Origin of the sequence: Escherichia sp. WS33 (genome assembly GCF_046486385.1) — a bacterium.
Classification (GTDB): Bacteria; Pseudomonadota; Gammaproteobacteria; order Enterobacterales; family Enterobacteriaceae; genus ECMA0423.
Genome location: NZ_JBJQLJ010000029.1, coordinates 44,163 through 60,969, shown reverse-complemented (window position 1 = coordinate 60,969; position 16,807 = coordinate 44,163). Strand labels below are relative to the sequence as shown.

Here is a 16,807-nt window from a genome sequence, read left to right as displayed (position 1 = left end):
AGTCCGCTGCATAAATCTACGCAACAGGTTAGAACCCAAGGCCCGATACGGCATGCGGACTGCAGGCAGAGAAAACTGGCCGATTTTCTCTGCACTGGAGGGATAATACAAGGCCTGATAAGACGCGGCAGCGTCGCATCAGGCATTGTGCACGATTGCCGGATGCGGCGTGAACGCCTTATCCGGCCTGGATGGCTTGCTGCGACGAACACCAACCCTTACCCCTGACGCTTATCTTCCGTATTCGTCTCGAAATCACTGGCGTCATGGCGCTCATGCAACTGCTCATTCAGCGGTCCGTTGGTGCGGTTAACAATACGCCCACGTTTCACCGCCGGACGTTCGCCTACTTCTTTCGCCCAGCGTTGTACATGCTTATAACTGCCCGCATCAAGAAACTCTGCGGCATCATACACGCCGCCTAACACCACATTGCCAAACCACGGCCAAATCGCCATATCCGCAATGGTGTACTCATCGCCCGCAATAAACTTATGCTGCGCCAGTTGCTTATCCAGCACGTCGAGCAGACGTTTGGCTTCCATGGTAAAGCGGTTGATGGCGTACTCAATTTTCATCGGCGCGTAATGGTAAAAGTGACCAAAACCACCGCCGAGGAACGGTGCCGCGCCCTGTAACCAGAACAGCCAGTTCATCGTTTCAGTACGCTTTGCCAAATCCTGCGGCAGGAAGTAGCCAAATTTCTCCGCCAGATAAAGCAGGATCGAACCAGATTCAAACACGCGGATCGGCGGATTATGCGTATGATCGCGCAGCGCCGGGATCTTCGAGTTTGGGTTCACTTCGACAAAGCCGCTGGAGAATTGATCGCCATCGCCAATACGAATCAGCCAGGCGTCGTACTCTGCACCAGTAACGCCCAGCGCCAGCAGCTCCTCAAGCATAATCGTTACTTTCTGACCGTTCGGCGTTCCCAGCGAATAAAGTTGCAATGGGTGTTTGCCAACGGGCAGCGTTTTTTCATGCGTCGGACCAGAAACCGGGCGATTGATATTGGCGAACGCGCCGCCAGCGGATTTATCCCACGTCCAGACTTTCGCGGGCTGATAAGTATTGTCTGTCATAGTGAGTTGCCTTCTGAGTGGTAGTGTTGAAGCAGTGTAGCAGGTCACTTGCTGTACAGAATGTGAATTTTTTAACCCTTTGCGCCAGCCGCTGCGATGAGGTGTATGATTAGTCTGACCTCTGTCCGGTTAATGTCGCTGAGCAGGTAATCAGAGCACAACAATTACGCCAACTGCTTAGGTTGTATTGTTAAAGGTAAAGTGATGAGCAAAGGAACGACCAGCCAGGATGCCCCGTTCGGGACATTATTGGGCTACGCCCCAGGTGGGGTAGCAATCTACTCTTCAGATTACAGTTCTCTCGATCCGCAGGAATACGAAGATGACGCCGTATTCCGTAGCTATATCGACGACGAATATATGGGCCACAAGTGGCAATGCGTTGAATTTGCTCGCCGTTTTCTCTTTCTGAATTACGGTGTGGTCTTTACTGACGTGGGTATGGCGTGGGAGATTTTCTCGCTGCGCTTCCTGCGAGAAGTGGTTAATGACAACATCCTGCCATTGCAGGCATTTCCTAACGGCTCGCCGCGTGCGCCGGTCGCGGGTGCGCTTCTTATCTGGGATAAAGGCGGTGAATTTAAAGACACTGGCCATGTCGCCATCATTACCCAATTGCATGGCAACAAAGTCCGTATTGCGGAACAGAACGTGATTCATTCCCCGTTGCCGCAAGGGCAACAGTGGACGCGTGAGCTGGAGATGGTGGTCGAAAACGGCTGCTATACCCTGAAAGACACTTTTGATGACACCACCATTCTGGGCTGGATGATCCAGACGGAAGATACTGAATACAGCTTACCGCAGCCGGAAATTGCAGGCGAGCTGCTGAAAATCAGCGGAGCGCGCCTGGAAAACAAAGGCCAGTTTGACGGTAAATGGCTGGATGAAAAAGATCCGCTGCAAAACGCCTATGTGCAGGCCAACGGTCAGGTGATCAATCAGGATCCTTATCATTACTACACCATTACCGAGAGTGCCGAGCAGGAGCTAATTAAAGCCACCAACGAGCTGCACCTGATGTATCTTCACGCAACCGACAAGGTGCTGAAAGATGACAACCTGCTGGCGCTGTTCGACATCCCGAAAATCCTCTGGCCACGTTTGCGTCTCTCCTGGCAGCGTCGCCGTCACCATATGATCACTGGTCGTATGGATTTCTGCATGGATGAGCGTGGCCTGAAGGTTTACGAATACAACGCCGACTCTGCCTCATGTCATACCGAAGCGGGCTTGATCCTCGAACGTTGGGCGGAGCAGGGCTATAAAGGCAACGGCTTCAATCCGGCGGAAGGGCTGATTAACGAACTGGCTGGTGCCTGGAAACACAGTCGTGCACGTCCGTTTGTCCATATCATGCAGGACAAAGATATCGAGGAAAACTATCACGCGCAGTTTATGGAGCAGGCGCTGCACCAGGCGGGCTTTGAAACGCGTATCTTGCGCGGGCTGGATGAACTGGGCTGGGATGCTGCCGGGCAACTGATTGATGGGGAAGGACGGCTGGTTAACTGCGTGTGGAAAACCTGGGCGTGGGAAACCGCGTTTGATCAGATTCGTGAAGTTAGCGACCGTGAGTTTGCTGCGGTGCCAATCCGTACCGGTCATCCGCAAAACGAAGTGCGTCTTATCGACGTATTGCTGCGCCCGGAAGTGCTGGTCTTTGAGCCGCTGTGGACGGTGATCCCCGGCAACAAAGCGATTCTGCCGATCCTCTGGTCGCTGTTCCCGCACCATCGTTACCTGCTGGATACCGATTTCACTGTTAATGATGAACTGGTGAAAACAGGTTACGCAGTGAAACCGATCGCCGGTCGCTGTGGCAGCAATATCGACCTCGTCAGCCATCATGAAGAGGTGCTGGACAAAACCAGCGGTAAATTTGCCGAGCAGAAAAACATCTATCAGCAACTGTGGTGTTTGCCGAAAGTGGACGGTAAATACATTCAGGTATGTACCTTCACCGTTGGCGGCAACTACGGTGGGACGTGTTTGCGCGGTGATGAATCACTGGTCATCAAAAAAGAGAGTGATATTGAACCGTTAATTGTGGTGAAAAAGTAATACATGTTGTAGCAACCCCGTACTGATTATGAAGAATAATCAGTACGGGGATTAATCAAAATATTCAATATTTATATATTCCAATATTTATTCATTTCATATGTGAATATATTAACCAGTGGAATACCTGTGTTTTGATTATTTCTAAAGGTTTTGAATGAATGCTTATTGTCTGATACACAAGAAATAACACTCTTTTTATCGTTAAAAAATGATATTTCACTTTGCCCATGCCGTTAAAGTCACTGATAATGCGTCCGTTCGTAAATTCAAAATGGCGTAATCTAATATATGCTAAATTTATTTGTTGGCCTTGATATATACACAGGGCTTTTGTTATTGCTTGCTCTGGCATTTGTGTTGTTCTACGAAGCAATCAATGGTTTTCATGACACGGCGAATGCGGTGGCAACCGTTATTTATACTCGTGCCATGCAACCACAACTTGCTGTGGTGATGGCGGCATTTTTTAACTTTTTTGGCGTGTTATTGGGCGGACTTAGCGTTGCCTATGCCATTGTCCATATGTTACCAACCGATTTGTTGCTGAATATGGGGTCAACCCACGGTCTGGCGATGGTCTTTTCCATGCTGCTGGCGGCGATTATATGGAACCTGGGGACGTGGTTCTTCGGTTTACCGGCCTCCAGTTCGCACACCTTGATTGGTGCGATTATCGGCATCGGTTTAACCAACGCGCTGTTAACCGGCTCATCGGTGATGGATGCGTTAAACCTGCGTGAAGTGACCAAAATTTTCTCCTCGCTGATTGTTTCCCCTATCGTCGGCCTGGTCATTGCGGGAGGCCTGATATTCCTGCTGCGACGCTACTGGAGCGGGACGAAAAAGCGTGATCGTATTCACCGCATTCCGGAAGATCGCAAAAAGAAAAAAGGCAAACGTAAACCGCCATTCTGGACGCGTATTGCGCTGATTGTTTCCGCTGCGGGCGTGGCGTTTTCGCACGGCGCGAACGACGGGCAGAAAGGGATCGGCCTGGTGATGCTGGTACTGGTGGGGATTGCCCCTGCTGGCTTCGTCGTCAATATGAACGCATCCGGCTATGAAATTACCCGTACTCGCGATGCCGTCTCCAACTTCGAACACTATCTGCAACAGCATCCTGAACTGCCGCAGAAGTTGATTGCGATGGAACCTCCATTGCCTGCGGCATCGACTGATGGCGCGCAAGTAACAGAGTTTCACTGTCATCCGGCAAATACCTTTGATGCGATTGCGCGCGTTAAAACGATGCTGCCAGGCAATATGGAAAGTTACGAGCCGTTAAGCGTGAGTCAGCGCAGCCAGCTGCGCCGCATTATGCTGTGCATCTCAGATACCTCCGCGAAGCTGGCGAAACTGCCAGGCGTCAGTAAAGAAGACCAGAACCTGCTGAAAAAACTGCGCAGCGATATGTTAAGCACCATTGAGTACGCTCCGGTGTGGATCATCATGGCGGTAGCACTGGCGCTCGGCATTGGCACCATGATTGGCTGGCGTCGTGTAGCAATGACCATCGGTGAGAAGATTGGTAAGCGCGGCATGACGTATGCGCAAGGCATGGCGGCACAAATGACGGCGGCAGTGTCTATCGGCCTTGCCAGTTATATTGGGATGCCCGTCTCTACAACACACGTACTCTCATCTGCCGTAGCAGGGACGATGGTGGTGGACGGCGGTGGGTTACAGCGTAAAACGGTAACCAGCATCCTGATGGCATGGGTGTTTACTTTACCGGCGGCAATTTTTCTTTCTGGTGGGCTGTACTGGATAGCATTGCAGTTGATTTAACCTTCCTGAAAATGCCCGGTCCTGGCGATCGGGCATTTCCATTTTTGACTAGTGATAACCACGCGCGGTCATAAAATCCGTAATCGCTTTTTCTGCATCAACCAACACCTGTTCCAGTGGCTGATTGGCATCGATATCAACCAGTTGTGCACCACCAAAGGTTAACTGTGGCGTTATGGCTATCTTTCTTGCCAGCGATTCCCTTTTGTGGTCAGGCTTACGCGCGCAGGCCACGTCTAGATCGACATTGAGTTTGATGACCAGATCAGGCTTATGGCTCGCCATCCAGTGAAACGCTTTACGTTCCTGGCTTGCCAGCCATGAGACAAAACGACCACCTTCAACGTTAGGTGGGAACACCGTACCATCGTAAGCGCCAGGAATTTGGTCCTGAGGATAACGGTCGGTTAGAACAATTAACCCGCGACGACGACAGGCAAGCATATGACGAAAGCGCAGTAAGCGACGGGCGACAAACGCTGTAATTACCAGCGCCGGAACTGGTCCTGGCAATTTTTTTGCTGTTTTCACCTGATTTCGTTCAATTGTTTTATGTAAGGATTTTCCCATCAACGGTAATTTTGTCACTGCACGACCGACATTTCCGGCTTGTTTTCCTAAATGAACTCTTTCGGCAGCACCATATTTTTCGACAACGGTAATGAGATGTTCACACACCGTTGACTTGCCTGAACCATCGCTACCAATAACGGCAATTAATGGAGGTGTTATTGACTGCATGAATATATCCTTAAATTTAAATATCCATCCAAAATATTTATTTGGTTAATATGTTTTTATGAAAGCGTAATTCAGGTCAATGTCACAATTAACCATTGTCACAATAAGGTTGAACGGATATTCTGAGCACGGACCACGTAATATTCAATACATTATTTACTGCCGGGTTTTTCGTGAATCAACGTAATATGTCAATAATTAATTCCACGCCAGTGCGTGTTATTGCCATTGTAGGATGTGATGGTTCAGGTAAATCGACCCTCACGGCAAGCCTGGTAAATGAACTGGCAGCAAGAATGCCAACAGAACACATTTATCTCGGGCAATCGTCCGGGCGAATTGGCGAATGGATTTCACAGCTCCCTGTTATTGGCGCACCTTGTGGGCGTTATCTGCGAAGTAAAGCGGCACATGTGCACGAAAAACCCTCAACACCGCCTGGCAATATTACTGCGCTGGTTATCTATCTGCTTTCCTGCTGGCGGGCGTACAAGTTTCGCAAAATGTTGTGTAAAAGCCAGCAAGGCTTTCTGCTCATCACCGACCGCTACCCGCAGGTTGAAGTGCCGGGTTTTCGCTTTGATGGCCCGCAATTGGCAAAAACCACGGGCGGTAACGGTTGGATAAAAATGTTAAGGCAGCGCGAGCTGAAGCTGTACCAATGGATGGCATCTTATTTGCCCGTATTGTTGATTCGTCTTGGCATTGATGAACAAACCGCGTTTGCGCGTAAACCTGACCACCAACTGGCAGCGTTACAGGAAAAAATCGCCGTTACGCCGCAACTGACATTCAATGGCGCAAAGATCCTTGAACTGGATGGGCGACACCCCGCCGATGAAATTCTGCAAGCGTCACTACGCGCAATTCACGCCGCGCTTTCCTGATCACCAAAATGGATAGGGGATGATTTAACGAATGGATGCACTACAAACTCAAACTGTTAATAGTACAACCGCGCCGCAGCCCAACTACATTCCGGGGCTGATTGCGGTGGTCGGGTGTGATGGCACCGGTAAATCCACACTGACCACCGACCTGGTGAAATCGCTGCAACAACACTGGCAAACCGAGCGGCGCTATCTGGGGCTGCTCTCCGGCGAAGACGGCGACAAAATCAAACGATTGCCGTTGGTTGGCGTCTGGCTGGAACGGCGACTGGCGGCCAAATCCTCGAAAACCCAAAGCATGAAAACCAAATCTCCGGCGCTATGGGCGGCGGTGATTATGTACTGCTTCTCGCTGCGAAGAATGGCGAATCTACGCAAGGTTCAGCGACTGGCGCAAAGTGGCGTTCTGGTGGTCAGCGATCGCTTCCCGCAGGCTGAAATTTCGGGCTTTTATTATGATGGACCGGGGATTGGCGTCGAACGTGCGACCGGGAAAATCAGCATGTTTCTGGCGCAGCGCGAACGGCGTTTATACCAACAAATGGCGCAATATCGCCCGGAATTAATTATTCGCCTGGGCATTGATATTGAGACTGCCATCTCCCGCAAGCCTGACCATGACTATGCCGAGCTGCAGGACAAAATCGGCGTCATGTCGACGATTGGCTATAACGGCACAAAAATTCTTGAGATTGATTCCAGAGCGCCCTACAGCGAAGTGCTGGAACAGGCACAGAAGGCGGTTTCTCTGGTTGCCATCGTTTCTGACCGCCGAAGTTTAACTTAAGGCTGGCGGGATACTTTTTACTATCAACGATAAGGTCAGGCTGAATTGGCGGGTTTTAACATCAAACATTGGTTTGCAGATGGCGCGTTTCGCACCATTATTCGCAATAGCGCCTGGTTAGGCTCCAGTAATGTCGTGAGCGCCTTGCTGGGTCTGTTGGCGCTCTCGTGTGCCGGTAAAGGGATGACGCCCGCCATGTTTGGCGTACTGGTGATTGTGCAATCGTACGCCAAGTCGATCAGCGATTTTATTAAGTTTCAGACATGGCAACTGGTGGTTCAGTACGGAACGCCAGCCTTGACCAACAATAATCCGCAGCAATTTCGCAATGTCGTCTCATTTTCCTTCTCGCTGGATATCGTCAGCGGCGCGGTGGCGATTGTCGGCGGCATTGCCTTACTGCCATTCCTTTCCCATTCATTAGGTCTGGATGACCAAAGCTTTTGGCTGGCGGCGCTGTATTGCACGCTCATTCCTTCAATGGCTTCCTCCACGCCGACCGGCATTCTGCGTGCGGTAGATCGCTTCGATTTAATTGCTGTACAGCAGGCGACGAAACCTTTTCTGCGCGCAGCGGGGAGCGTCGTAGCCTGGTATTTTGACTTTGGTTTTGCGGGTTTTGTTATTGCCTGGTACGTGTCGAATCTGGTTGGCGGCACCATGTACTGGTGGTTTGCAGCGCGCGAATTACGCCGCAGAAATATCCATAATGCCTTCAAATTGAATCTGTTTGAGTCTGCCCGACACATCAAAGGCGCGTGGAGTTTTGTCTGGTCAACCAACATTGCCCACTCCATCTGGTCGGCGCGTAACTCGTGCAGCACAGTGCTGGTGGGGATCGTGTTAGGACCCGCTGCCGCCGGGTTATTTAAAATCGCCATGACATTCTTCGACGCCGCCGGAACGCCAGCGGGTTTGCTGGGTAAAAGTTTTTACCCAGAGGTGATGCGTTTAGATCCGCGCACCACCAGACCGTGGTTGTTAGGTGTGAAGTCCGGTTTACTGGCGGGCGGAATCGGTATTCTGGTGGCGCTCGCGGTGTTTATCGTCGGCAAGCCGCTCATTTCGCTGGTGTTTGGCGTTAAGTATCTCGAAGCGTATGACCTGATTCAGGTGATGCTGGGCGCAATTGTGATTTCGATGCTGGGCTTCCCTCAGGAGTCATTGCTATTGATGGCGGGAAAACAGCGCGCTTTTCTCGTGGCGCAAACCATCGCCTCAATCGGCTACATCGTATTGCTGTTCATGTTCTGTCATCTGTTTGGTGTGCTGGGAGCAGCGTTTGCTTACTTCGGTGGGCAATGTCTGGACGTGGCGCTCTCGTTAATTCCAACCTTAAAGGCATTTTTTCAGCGCCATTCCTTGCTTTATAACGCAGCCGGAGAGAAATCCTGATGATGAGAAAATATTTCCCGCTTGAGGCGAGCGAGCGTCTATTTGTTGCGATTGAAGAAGATGATGTCGTTGATGCACAGGTTAGTTTGCCGCCGACTATTGCACTAAGTTGTACCACCGAAATCATTCATGATAATTACGCGTTATGCCTGCAATTCTGGCTCAATGGCGTTGATCGTCAGGAATTACTGCGTTTAGTTCGCAAACAAGCCAAAGGCGATGAGCTGACTGCTGATGAGCGCAAACAATTTAAATACATGCGAGCGCGCTACAAGCACCTGCGTTTTGCGCAACGGCTGTATTTAAAGAAGCATCAGGCCGGATTTTTATTCGGCAAAACGACCGTTTTTCTGGGGCGTTTTCAGGACGGCTTTCGTAACGGTAAGAAAAATATTGTGTCGTATTACGGCAACCTGTTACGGATTTATTTAAGCTCTCCGGTCTGGTCGTTGGTGAACTATTCATTACGCCATAGCCAGTTAGAAAGCGTAAGCAGTTTTATTGCCTATCGGCAAAAGCAAATGCATACCCTGAAAGAGATTATTGCCAAACCGCGACTAACCGGCAGGGAATTTCATGATGTGCGAAAAATCATCAGCCAACAGGTTTCTTATTACGACACCTTAAGATCGCTTGATCCTGAAAATAAAGAGGCGTTACAGATTTCCCGTTTCCTCGCCGCCATTAATGGCCTGATGGGAGATAAACACGACGACATGGTGGCGGATGATATGGAAAACCGCCAGTCGTATGATGCACCGTTGGCGCTGGATAGCGATATTCGTCAGCGCTTAGAGCTGCTGATTTCGCGTTTTCCGCTATAGCCGGAGCAATGATGTCATCTCGTTTGATTATTGCGTTGATTATCATGCTCTTAGCCCCGGGTGTGCAGGCACACAATTTCGTCACTGGCAAAACGGTTACCCCTGTTTATATCCAGGAAGGCGGCGAGCTGCTTCTGAATAGCGACGACGAAATTCACTACCAAAAGTGGAAAAGCACACAATTAGCGGGAAAAGTCCGCATTATTCAGTATATCGCCGGGCGTAAGTCGGCGAAGAAAAAGAACTCACTGTTAATTAAAGCGGTTGAAGCGGCAAACTTTCCGCAGGATCGTTTTCAGCCCACCACCATTGTGAACACCGATGATGCCATCTTTGGTACCGGCTATTTTGTCGTTGGCAAAATCGAAAAAAATAAACGCCGCTATCCGTGGGCGCAATTCGTTATTGACGGCAATGGACAGGGACGCGTTGCCTGGCGCTTGCCGGAGCAGAGTTCAACCATTCTGGTGCTGAATAAAGCCGGGCAAATTCAGTGGGCAAAGGACGGCAGCCTGACGCCGGAAGAGGTAGATCATGTCATTGCGTTGGCGCAGAAACTGATCAATGAATAAAAAACTCAAAGGATTGAGGGCGTTAGTTAGATGAAGCTGGTTGAACACTACATCATGCGTGGTACGCGCCGTCTGGTGCTGATTATCGTCGGTTTTCTGATCTTTATTTTCGCCAGCTACTCCGCACAGCGTTATCTGACCGAAGCGGCAAATGGGACATTAGCTCTTGATGTTGTGCTGGATATCGTTTTCTACAAAGTACTGATTGCACTGGAGATGTTGTTACCTGTTGGTCTGTATGTGTCAGTTGGCGTGACGCTAGGGCAGATGTATACCGACTCGGAAATTACCGCTATCTCTGCGGCGGGGGGCAGTCCGGGACGCTTGTACAAAGCCGTTCTTTATCTGGCGATACCGCTAAGTATTTTTGTCACCCTTCTGTCGATGTATGGTCGTCCGTGGGCTTATGCGCAGATTTATCAACTGGAGCAGCAGTCGCAGTCGGAGCTGGATGTTCGCCAGTTGCGGGCAAAGAAATTTAACACTAACGATAACGGACGAATGATCCTTTCGCAGACGGTTGATCAGGATAATAATCGCCTGACTGACGCGCTGATTTATACTTCTACTGCCAATCGAACCCGTATTTTCCGCGCCCGTTCGGTTGATGTGGTTGACCCATCACCCGAGAAACCGACCGTTATGTTGCACAACGGCACTGCCTATCTTCTCGATCATCAGGGGCGTGACGACAACGAACAGATCTACCGTAATCTGCAATTACATCTGAATCCGCTGGATCAAAGCCCTAACGTCAAACGCAAAGCAAAATCGGTCACGGAGCTGGCGCGCTCCGCCTTTCCTGCCGATCATGCCGAACTGCAATGGCGACAAAGCCGTGGCCTGACCGCATTGTTGATGGCGCTGCTGGCCATTTCATTAAGTCGGGTAAAACCGCGGCAAGGGCGATTTTCAACGTTATTGCCACTGACGTTGCTGTTTATTGCCATTTTTTATGGCGGCGACGTCTGCCGTACGCTGGTGGCTAACGGCGCGATTCCCCTCATTCCTGGTTTGTGGTTAGTACCCGGACTCATGCTAATGGGCCTGCTGATGCTGGTCGCACGCGACTTCTCTTTGCTGCAGAAATTTTCCCGATGAATGTTTTCAGTCGCTATTTAATCCGTCATCTCTTTCTCGGTTTTGCCGCCGCCGCAGGGCTATTGCTGCCGCTTTTTACCACCTTCAACCTGATTAACGAACTGGATGATGTCAGCCCGGGCGGTTATCGCTGGACTCAGGCGGTGCTGGTGGTGCTAATGACCTTACCGCGCACACTGGTCGAACTTTCGCCGTTTATCGCGTTATTGGGTGGTATTGTTGGACTGGGGCAGTTATCGAAAAACAGTGAGCTTACCGCCATTCGCAGCACGGGGTTTTCTATCTTCCGTATTGCACTGGTGGCGCTGGTTGCCGGGATATTGTGGACTGTTTCGTTAGGCGCGATAGATGAGTGGGTGGCGTCGCCATTGCAGCAACAGGCGTTGCAAATCAAATCGACCGCCACCGCGTTGGGGGAGGACGATGATATTACCGGCAATATGCTGTGGGCCAGGCGCGGTAATGAATTTGTGACGGTGAAATCGCTGAATGAACAGGGCCAGCCTGTGGGCGTGGAGATATTTCATTATCGCGACGATCTCTCGCTCGAATCCTACATTTATGCACGCAGTGCCACCATTGAAGACGACAAAACGTGGATTCTGCATGGTGTGAATCATAAAAAATGGCTGAATGGCAAAGAAACGCTGGAAATATTAGATAATCTTGCCTGGCAATCGACATTCACCAGTATGAATCTTGAAGAACTGTCGATGCCGGGCAATAGCTTTTCCGTTCGTCAGCTCAACCATTACATCAATTACTTGCAGGAAACCGGACAACCGAGCAGTGAGTATCGCCTGGCATTGTGGGAAAAGCTGGGGCATCCCATTTTAACCCTGGCGATGATTTTGCTGGCAGTGCCTTTTACCTTTAGCGCCCCGCGCTCGCCGGGGATGGGCAGCCGTCTTGCTGTAGGCGTCATCGTTGGCTTACTTACCTGGATAAGCTACCAAATAATGGTCAATCTGGGATTATTATTTGCGCTGAGTGCGCCCGTTGCTGCACTCGGTTTACCTATGGCATTTGTGCTGGCGGCGTTGATTCTGGTGTATCTATTTGATAGGCAACATTAAACCCGCCGTGGCGCAACACCACGGCGGGCTCACATTACTGCTTCAGAGTAGCAAATGCCTGAATGATGGCATCGATTTGCTCACGACTGTGGGCAGCATTTACGCTACAGCGCAGCAGCGTGATGCCTGCAGGCGCGGCAGGCGGCAGGATAAGATTCACATACACGCCCAGCGAGATAAGCTCGCGCCAGATGCGTAAACCTTCCTCTTTCGAACCGATTATTACTGGCACTACCGGGCTAATATGTGAACTTAACTCATAACCCAGTTTTTGCAGACCGTCATACAGATGGTTGGCGTTATCCATCAGCTTTTGCCGCAGCTCTGGTTGTGTGGCAATAGTTCTTAACGACGAGCGCACGGTCGCAATGCAGGACGGAGAAGGAGAGGCGGTAAAAATATACGGGCGGCTGCCGTAGCGCAGCACTTCCATCGCTTCCGAACCGACAGCAAAACCGCCAATCGAGGCCAGACTTTTACTGAAAGTACCAACGATAATATCCACATCATCTTCAACGCCGACAGCTTCAGCCAGTCCGCGCCCCGTTGCGCCTAACACGCCAAACGAATGCGCTTCATCGACAATCAAATAACCACCGAGACGACGTTTGATATCAACAATTTCCGCCAGCGGCGCAACGTCACCGAGCATGCTGTAGATGCCCTCAACGATGATAATCGCCTCTTTCGCCCGTTCACCGAGGCGAACCATGCGCCGTTCCAGATCTTTAGCATCGTTATGGCGGAAACGAATAATTTCCGCGCCACCGAGAGAACAGGCGTCATAAATACTGGCGTGGCTGTCGGCATCCAGTAACACCACGGCGTTATGGTCGGCAAGTGCGCTGATGACGCCTAAATTAGCGGTATAACCGGTTGAAAAAACGATAGCGGTAGGGCGATTGAAAAACTCGGCAATCTCTTTCTCTAACGCCAGGTGCGGCGCATAACTGCCGTTTGCCATACGAGAACCGGTGGTGCCGGTACCTTGGGCCGCTAACGCGGCCTGACCTTCGCTGATGGCATCATGATTAAAGGTTAAACCGAGATAATTATTGGTCCCGGCCAGAATCACTTTTTTATTGCCGATCCGGCCTTCGGTGGCGGAATACACTTCATCAATACAGGTGCCAAACGGTGTTAACCCGTTGTCACTAAATTGCAGTCGCTCGCCAGCAAGGCGCGCATATTTATCGTATAGCCCCATTATTTATTCTCCAGCCATGGAAGTAGAGTTTCCATTAATTGCGCAGGGGTTTTGACATCCAGCAGAATATTAATAGGAATGGAAATATCGAATCTGTCTTCCAGCATCATTAAGAGATCCATCACTTTGATCGACTCCAGGCCAAGATCGTTGACGAGATCGCTGTCGGGCTTAATTTCCACACCGTTTTCGACCAAATCCTGTAAACAGGAAAGGATGTAATCCATTACTATTTCACGATTTACCATAGAAACGTTAACACACCTTTAAACAAGACAATCAAAATAGCCCGTTGCGTAATGCGTGTTCCAGGCTAATCCCGGGAAACCAATTAATATCTTCAGAAATACGGTTATTACTTGCCGACCAGTCGGCGTGGGTTAATTCACGAATTTTCGAGCGGGTCAGCATAGGTTCTTTACCTGCCAGGCGACTCAACGCGGTACTGATATCCGCAAGGCAGGTGAGTACCGGCAGAGGAATACCAACCATTCGCACGGAACCGCAACGGACGTTGGCGGCAAGTTGCTGTATGCGTTGCCAGTCATAGCCGCCAGCGACGCCATCGCATAATTCATAGGTTTGCGTCTGTACAGTTTCGGCGCTTAACCACTGACCCACTGCTTGCGCAAAATCGGTGACGTGCAGGAAAGAGAGCTGTGTATCTGGTGCACCAAGTCGTGGCAGCAGGCCGCGCAGCATCCAGTCAAACAGCGGTTTTAACTCTTTATCGCCGGGACCATACACGGCTGTCGGGCGAAAAACGCCCAGCGTAATTTCGTCAGCCATTGCAGTCAGCCGTTGTTCGGCGATGTGTTTGGAATTTGCGTACCAGGAGAGCTCGGGATGGCGCGCCGCCAGCGAAGAGATAAACAGAAAACGTTGGCAAAAGCAGCTCTCTTTTGCTGCTTGCATCAGGCGCAGGCTGCCGTCAACGTTACAGCGGGTGAAAATCTCTTCTTTGTGCCCGCGCACTTGCCCGGCGCAATGGACCACTGCGCTGGCTCCGGCAACCAGCTTGCTAAGTGAATGAGTATCTTCCAGCGAACCGCGCACCCAGGTGAGATTATCATTGACGTGAGCGCGGGCAGTACGCGTCAATGCGCGAACGTGAAAGCCGCGGGCGAGCAGGTTATCGATAATATATTTACCGATAAACCCGGTAGCGCCCGTCACCGCGACAGTTTGATTCATGCCAGGGATTCCTGCACATGAAGGCTTGCAGCATAAGCCTTCTGATAACGTTTTTTCGCTTCCGCACGGGCAGGCTTGCCGGAGGATGTTCGGGGAATACTGTGGGGCGGCAACAGATCGATAGCCGCTGTTACGCCAAATTCGCTTTGGATCCGTGCTGCCAGCGCGTGGATAAGCTGCCCGCGACGTTCTTCGTCGCTGATCCGACACTGGATCTGCAAAATGATTTTTTCCTGGGCGGTAACAAAAGCAATCGCATCGCCAGAATGAATTTCCGGTTCTTGTTCCGCAATATATTCAATATCCTGCGGCCAGATATTACGGCCACGAATAATAATCAGATCTTTAATACGTCCGGTGACATACAGATAACCGTCCAGCAGATAACCGAGGTCGCCGGTGTCTAACCAGCCCGTCGCGGCAATCTCGTCTTGCGAAACCTGGTCGCCAAAGTAACCGCTCATCAGGCTGGGGCCGGAGATGCAAATATGGCCTACCACACGTTCCGCGACCGGCATACCTGCTTCATTGCGGATTTCAATGCCATGTTCCGGCAACGCTTTGCCGCAGTTGACGAAAGTCGATACGGCGCGTGTTTCAGCACCCGGCGCGACGGCTTTGCCCTGATATTCTAGGATGTCGCGATCCACTTCGTTAACCACAACCCCAGAGCCTTCATCAGAGAAGCTGACAGCCAGCGCATTTTCTGCCAGTCCGTAGCACGGCATGAACGTTTTATCGTCAAAGTTAACCTGACGGAAACATTCAGCGAATTGATGGAGTTGTTCTGCGGAGATCGGCTCAGCACCAATACCAGCGACGCGCCAGCAGGAAAGATCCAGTTCAGCGAGATCTTTTTCATTCACGCGGCGTTGGCACAATTCATAGCCAAACGGCGGCGCAACGGAAACGGTGCCGCGATTTTTACTGATCAATTTAAGCCATTGCAAAGGACGCATGGCAAAATCCTGAGTGCGCAAATAATCTACTGAAAGTTGCGTGGCGACGGGGGTCAGGAGAAAGCCGACCAGTCCCATATCATGGTAGAAAGGCAGCCAGGAGACGCAGCGGTCGCCAGGGCGTAATTTAATGCCATCGTGGCTTATAGCACGTAGATTAGCCATCACTTCGCGATGGGTGATAATGACGCCACGGGGAAAACGGGTGCTGCCGGAGGTGTACTGGAGGTAGGCGATATCGTTCGGAACTGGACGCTGGAGCGCAACATCGGCTTCCGGTAATGCCTTAAACCAGGCGTGGCTTAAAACATGTAATTCGGGGTTGTTATGCGTCGCGGCATTGACCAGTGGCAACCACTCATCACCAGTGATAATGGCTGCGGGCTGGCAACTTGCCAGTAAACCCTGGAGTTTGGCGCTCCAGGAATCCCGCTGACCGACGCCCATTGGAATCGCCAACGGGACGGCGACTAAGCCAGCATACTGACAGGCAAAAAAAGCCTCTACAAACCCGCTACTCGTTTCGGCAATCAGCGCCACGCGTTCGCCTTTTTTCAGGTTCAGCGATAACAACCGCTTCGCACCAGCTTCGGCACGCGTTTTTAACGTCTGATATTCCAGTTGATCTTCAAGTTGGCAACGTCTGTCATAAAAATTCATTCCGGCGCTACTCAGAGCGGCGTAGTCCAAAGCATCAACCAGCGTTGGAAAATCGGCATAGCGCATAGGTAGGGAATGCGTAAAGATTTTATTAGACATATACACCACGAAAAAATTGGATATCAAAAATAAAATGACAATAATGCGGTGGATTATATAGGCATAAAAGATAAATGAGATAGTATTTTCATCGGTGTGAAAATGAACATTGATTTAAATAATGAGTTTAAGTTTTTTGTTTTTATTGTGAATGATATTTAATTTATGAATATATTAAGAAGAAGCCTTGTCCGGTCGCCTTAAATCGACAAAAGGCATTGAGGCGCTTCTGTGTAGTCTCTAACCTTATCATAATCATTAATAAATACTATTTATTCTTTGTTTGTATTCATTGGGTTGATTATTAAGGTGTCGTTCGTTGCTGTTGCAACCTGTTTTTCACCGTTAATTATTTGTTATCC

General features: G+C 50.4%; 15 protein-coding genes. 9 read left to right on the top strand and 6 right to left on the bottom strand.

Translation table 11 applies throughout. The annotated features are described in order from the left end of the window. Window positions 1-218: 218 nt before the first annotated feature. Window positions 219-1,085, bottom strand: coding sequence for a glutathione-dependent disulfide-bond oxidoreductase (gene yghU, locus ACJHXA_RS19630; RefSeq protein WP_001298746.1), 867 nt, complete (start codon window positions 1,083-1,085; stop codon window positions 219-221). A 204-nt stretch (window positions 1,086-1,289) separates the two neighbouring features. Here yghU and gss point away from each other — a divergent pair, with 204 nt between their 5' ends. Both gss and pitB read left to right on the top strand, forming a co-directional pair. Further along, on the top strand, window positions 1,290-3,149 hold the full coding sequence (gss, locus tag ACJHXA_RS19625; protein ID WP_001297309.1) for a bifunctional glutathionylspermidine amidase/synthase: 1,860 nt from the start codon (window positions 1,290-1,292) through the stop codon (window positions 3,147-3,149). A gap of 291 nt (window positions 3,150-3,440) precedes the next feature. Further along, entirely contained in the window at window positions 3,441-4,940 is a 1,500-nt protein-coding gene (pitB, locus tag ACJHXA_RS19620; protein WP_000933279.1) for an inorganic phosphate transporter PitB, read from the top strand. Window positions 4,941-4,988: 48 nt separating this feature from the next. On the opposite strand, the gene ACJHXA_RS19615 is transcribed toward pitB, so the two are convergent. Next, the gene (locus ACJHXA_RS19615; protein ID WP_001190773.1) at window positions 4,989-5,681 is read right to left on the bottom strand and encodes a dTMP kinase; all 693 of its coding nucleotides are present in this window, start codon (window positions 5,679-5,681) and stop codon (window positions 4,989-4,991) included. A gap of 173 nt (window positions 5,682-5,854) precedes the next feature. Between ACJHXA_RS19615 and ACJHXA_RS19610 the strand changes: the two genes are divergently transcribed. From ACJHXA_RS19610 to lptG, 7 genes are read left to right on the top strand one after another with little or no spacing between them, the layout of a single operon-like run. Next, complete coding sequence (locus ACJHXA_RS19610) at window positions 5,855-6,568, top strand: dTMP kinase (RefSeq protein ID WP_001076237.1); 714 nt, start codon at window positions 5,855-5,857, stop codon at window positions 6,566-6,568. Between the two features lie 31 nt (window positions 6,569-6,599). Next, window positions 6,600-7,358, top strand: coding sequence for a hypothetical protein (locus ACJHXA_RS19605; protein WP_000339532.1), 759 nt, complete (start codon window positions 6,600-6,602; stop codon window positions 7,356-7,358). Between the two features lie 45 nt (window positions 7,359-7,403). After that, window positions 7,404-8,753 (top strand): lipopolysaccharide biosynthesis protein, encoded by a 1,350-nt coding sequence (locus ACJHXA_RS19600; protein ID WP_000896880.1) that lies wholly within the window; start codon window positions 7,404-7,406, stop codon window positions 8,751-8,753. After that, window positions 8,753-9,577, top strand: a complete 825-nt coding sequence (locus ACJHXA_RS19595; RefSeq protein WP_000984977.1) for a hypothetical protein — start codon at window positions 8,753-8,755, stop codon at window positions 9,575-9,577. The genes ACJHXA_RS19600 and ACJHXA_RS19595 overlap by 1 nt, the downstream gene beginning before the upstream one ends. A gap of 11 nt (window positions 9,578-9,588) precedes the next feature. Continuing rightward, entirely contained in the window at window positions 9,589-10,149 is a 561-nt protein-coding gene (locus ACJHXA_RS19590) for a YtfJ family protein (RefSeq protein ID WP_001315848.1), read from the top strand. Between the two features lie 30 nt (window positions 10,150-10,179). Then, window positions 10,180-11,250 (top strand): LPS export ABC transporter permease LptF, encoded by a 1,071-nt coding sequence (gene lptF / locus ACJHXA_RS19585; protein ID WP_000779644.1) that lies wholly within the window; start codon window positions 10,180-10,182, stop codon window positions 11,248-11,250. Further along, window positions 11,247-12,326: an LPS export ABC transporter permease LptG gene (lptG, locus tag ACJHXA_RS19580; RefSeq protein ID WP_001298753.1), complete on the top strand. Its 1,080-nt coding sequence runs from the start codon at window positions 11,247-11,249 to the stop codon at window positions 12,324-12,326. The genes lptF and lptG overlap by 4 nt, the downstream gene beginning before the upstream one ends. A 34-nt stretch (window positions 12,327-12,360) precedes the next feature. Here the strand turns inward: lptG and spt are convergent, their stop codons facing one another. The 4 genes from spt to ACJHXA_RS19560 are packed head-to-tail and all read right to left on the bottom strand — an operon-like array spanning window position 12,361 to window position 16,445. Continuing rightward, window positions 12,361-13,533, bottom strand: coding sequence for a serine palmitoyltransferase (spt, locus tag ACJHXA_RS19575; protein WP_000524972.1), 1,173 nt, complete (start codon window positions 13,531-13,533; stop codon window positions 12,361-12,363). Further along, window positions 13,533-13,781: an acyl carrier protein gene (locus ACJHXA_RS19570; RefSeq protein ID WP_000248097.1), complete on the bottom strand. Its 249-nt coding sequence runs from the start codon at window positions 13,779-13,781 to the stop codon at window positions 13,533-13,535. The genes spt and ACJHXA_RS19570 overlap by 1 nt, the downstream gene beginning before the upstream one ends. Window positions 13,782-13,812: 31 nt before the next feature. Next, window positions 13,813-14,727 (bottom strand): NAD-dependent epimerase/dehydratase family protein, encoded by a 915-nt coding sequence (locus ACJHXA_RS19565; RefSeq protein WP_001077177.1) that lies wholly within the window; start codon window positions 14,725-14,727, stop codon window positions 13,813-13,815. Continuing rightward, window positions 14,724-16,445, bottom strand: coding sequence for a fatty acyl-AMP ligase (locus ACJHXA_RS19560; protein ID WP_001390306.1), 1,722 nt, complete (start codon window positions 16,443-16,445; stop codon window positions 14,724-14,726). Before ACJHXA_RS19560 ends, ACJHXA_RS19565 begins: the two co-directional genes overlap by 4 nt. Between the last annotated feature and the right edge of the window lie 362 nt (window positions 16,446-16,807).

What these genes read in the sequence shown, in the direction of transcription:
- ACJHXA_RS19570 (WP_000248097.1), bottom strand. Translation starts at nt 13,781, where the DNA reads ATGGTAAATCGTGAAATAGTAATGGATTACATCCTTTCCTGTTTACAG.
- ACJHXA_RS19615 (WP_001190773.1), bottom strand. Translation starts at nt 5,681, where the DNA reads ATGCAGTCAATAACACCTCCATTAATTGCCGTTATTGGTAGCGATGGT.
- ACJHXA_RS19590 (WP_001315848.1), top strand. Translation starts at nt 9,589, where the DNA reads ATGTCATCTCGTTTGATTATTGCGTTGATTATCATGCTCTTAGCCCCG.
- lptG (WP_001298753.1), top strand. Translation starts at nt 11,247, where the DNA reads ATGAATGTTTTCAGTCGCTATTTAATCCGTCATCTCTTTCTCGGTTTT.
- lptF (WP_000779644.1), top strand. Translation starts at nt 10,180, where the DNA reads ATGAAGCTGGTTGAACACTACATCATGCGTGGTACGCGCCGTCTGGTG.
- pitB (WP_000933279.1), top strand. Translation starts at nt 3,441, where the DNA reads ATGCTAAATTTATTTGTTGGCCTTGATATATACACAGGGCTTTTGTTA.
- ACJHXA_RS19605 (WP_000339532.1), top strand. Translation starts at nt 6,600, where the DNA reads ATGGATGCACTACAAACTCAAACTGTTAATAGTACAACCGCGCCGCAG.
- yghU (WP_001298746.1), bottom strand. Translation starts at nt 1,085, where the DNA reads ATGACAGACAATACTTATCAGCCCGCGAAAGTCTGGACGTGGGATAAA.
- ACJHXA_RS19595 (WP_000984977.1), top strand. Translation starts at nt 8,753, where the DNA reads ATGATGAGAAAATATTTCCCGCTTGAGGCGAGCGAGCGTCTATTTGTT.
- spt (WP_000524972.1), bottom strand. Translation starts at nt 13,533, where the DNA reads ATGGGGCTATACGATAAATATGCGCGCCTTGCTGGCGAGCGACTGCAA.
- ACJHXA_RS19560 (WP_001390306.1), bottom strand. Translation starts at nt 16,445, where the DNA reads ATGTCTAATAAAATCTTTACGCATTCCCTACCTATGCGCTATGCCGAT.
- ACJHXA_RS19565 (WP_001077177.1), bottom strand. Translation starts at nt 14,727, where the DNA reads ATGAATCAAACTGTCGCGGTGACGGGCGCTACCGGGTTTATCGGTAAA.
- gss (WP_001297309.1), top strand. Translation starts at nt 1,290, where the DNA reads ATGAGCAAAGGAACGACCAGCCAGGATGCCCCGTTCGGGACATTATTG.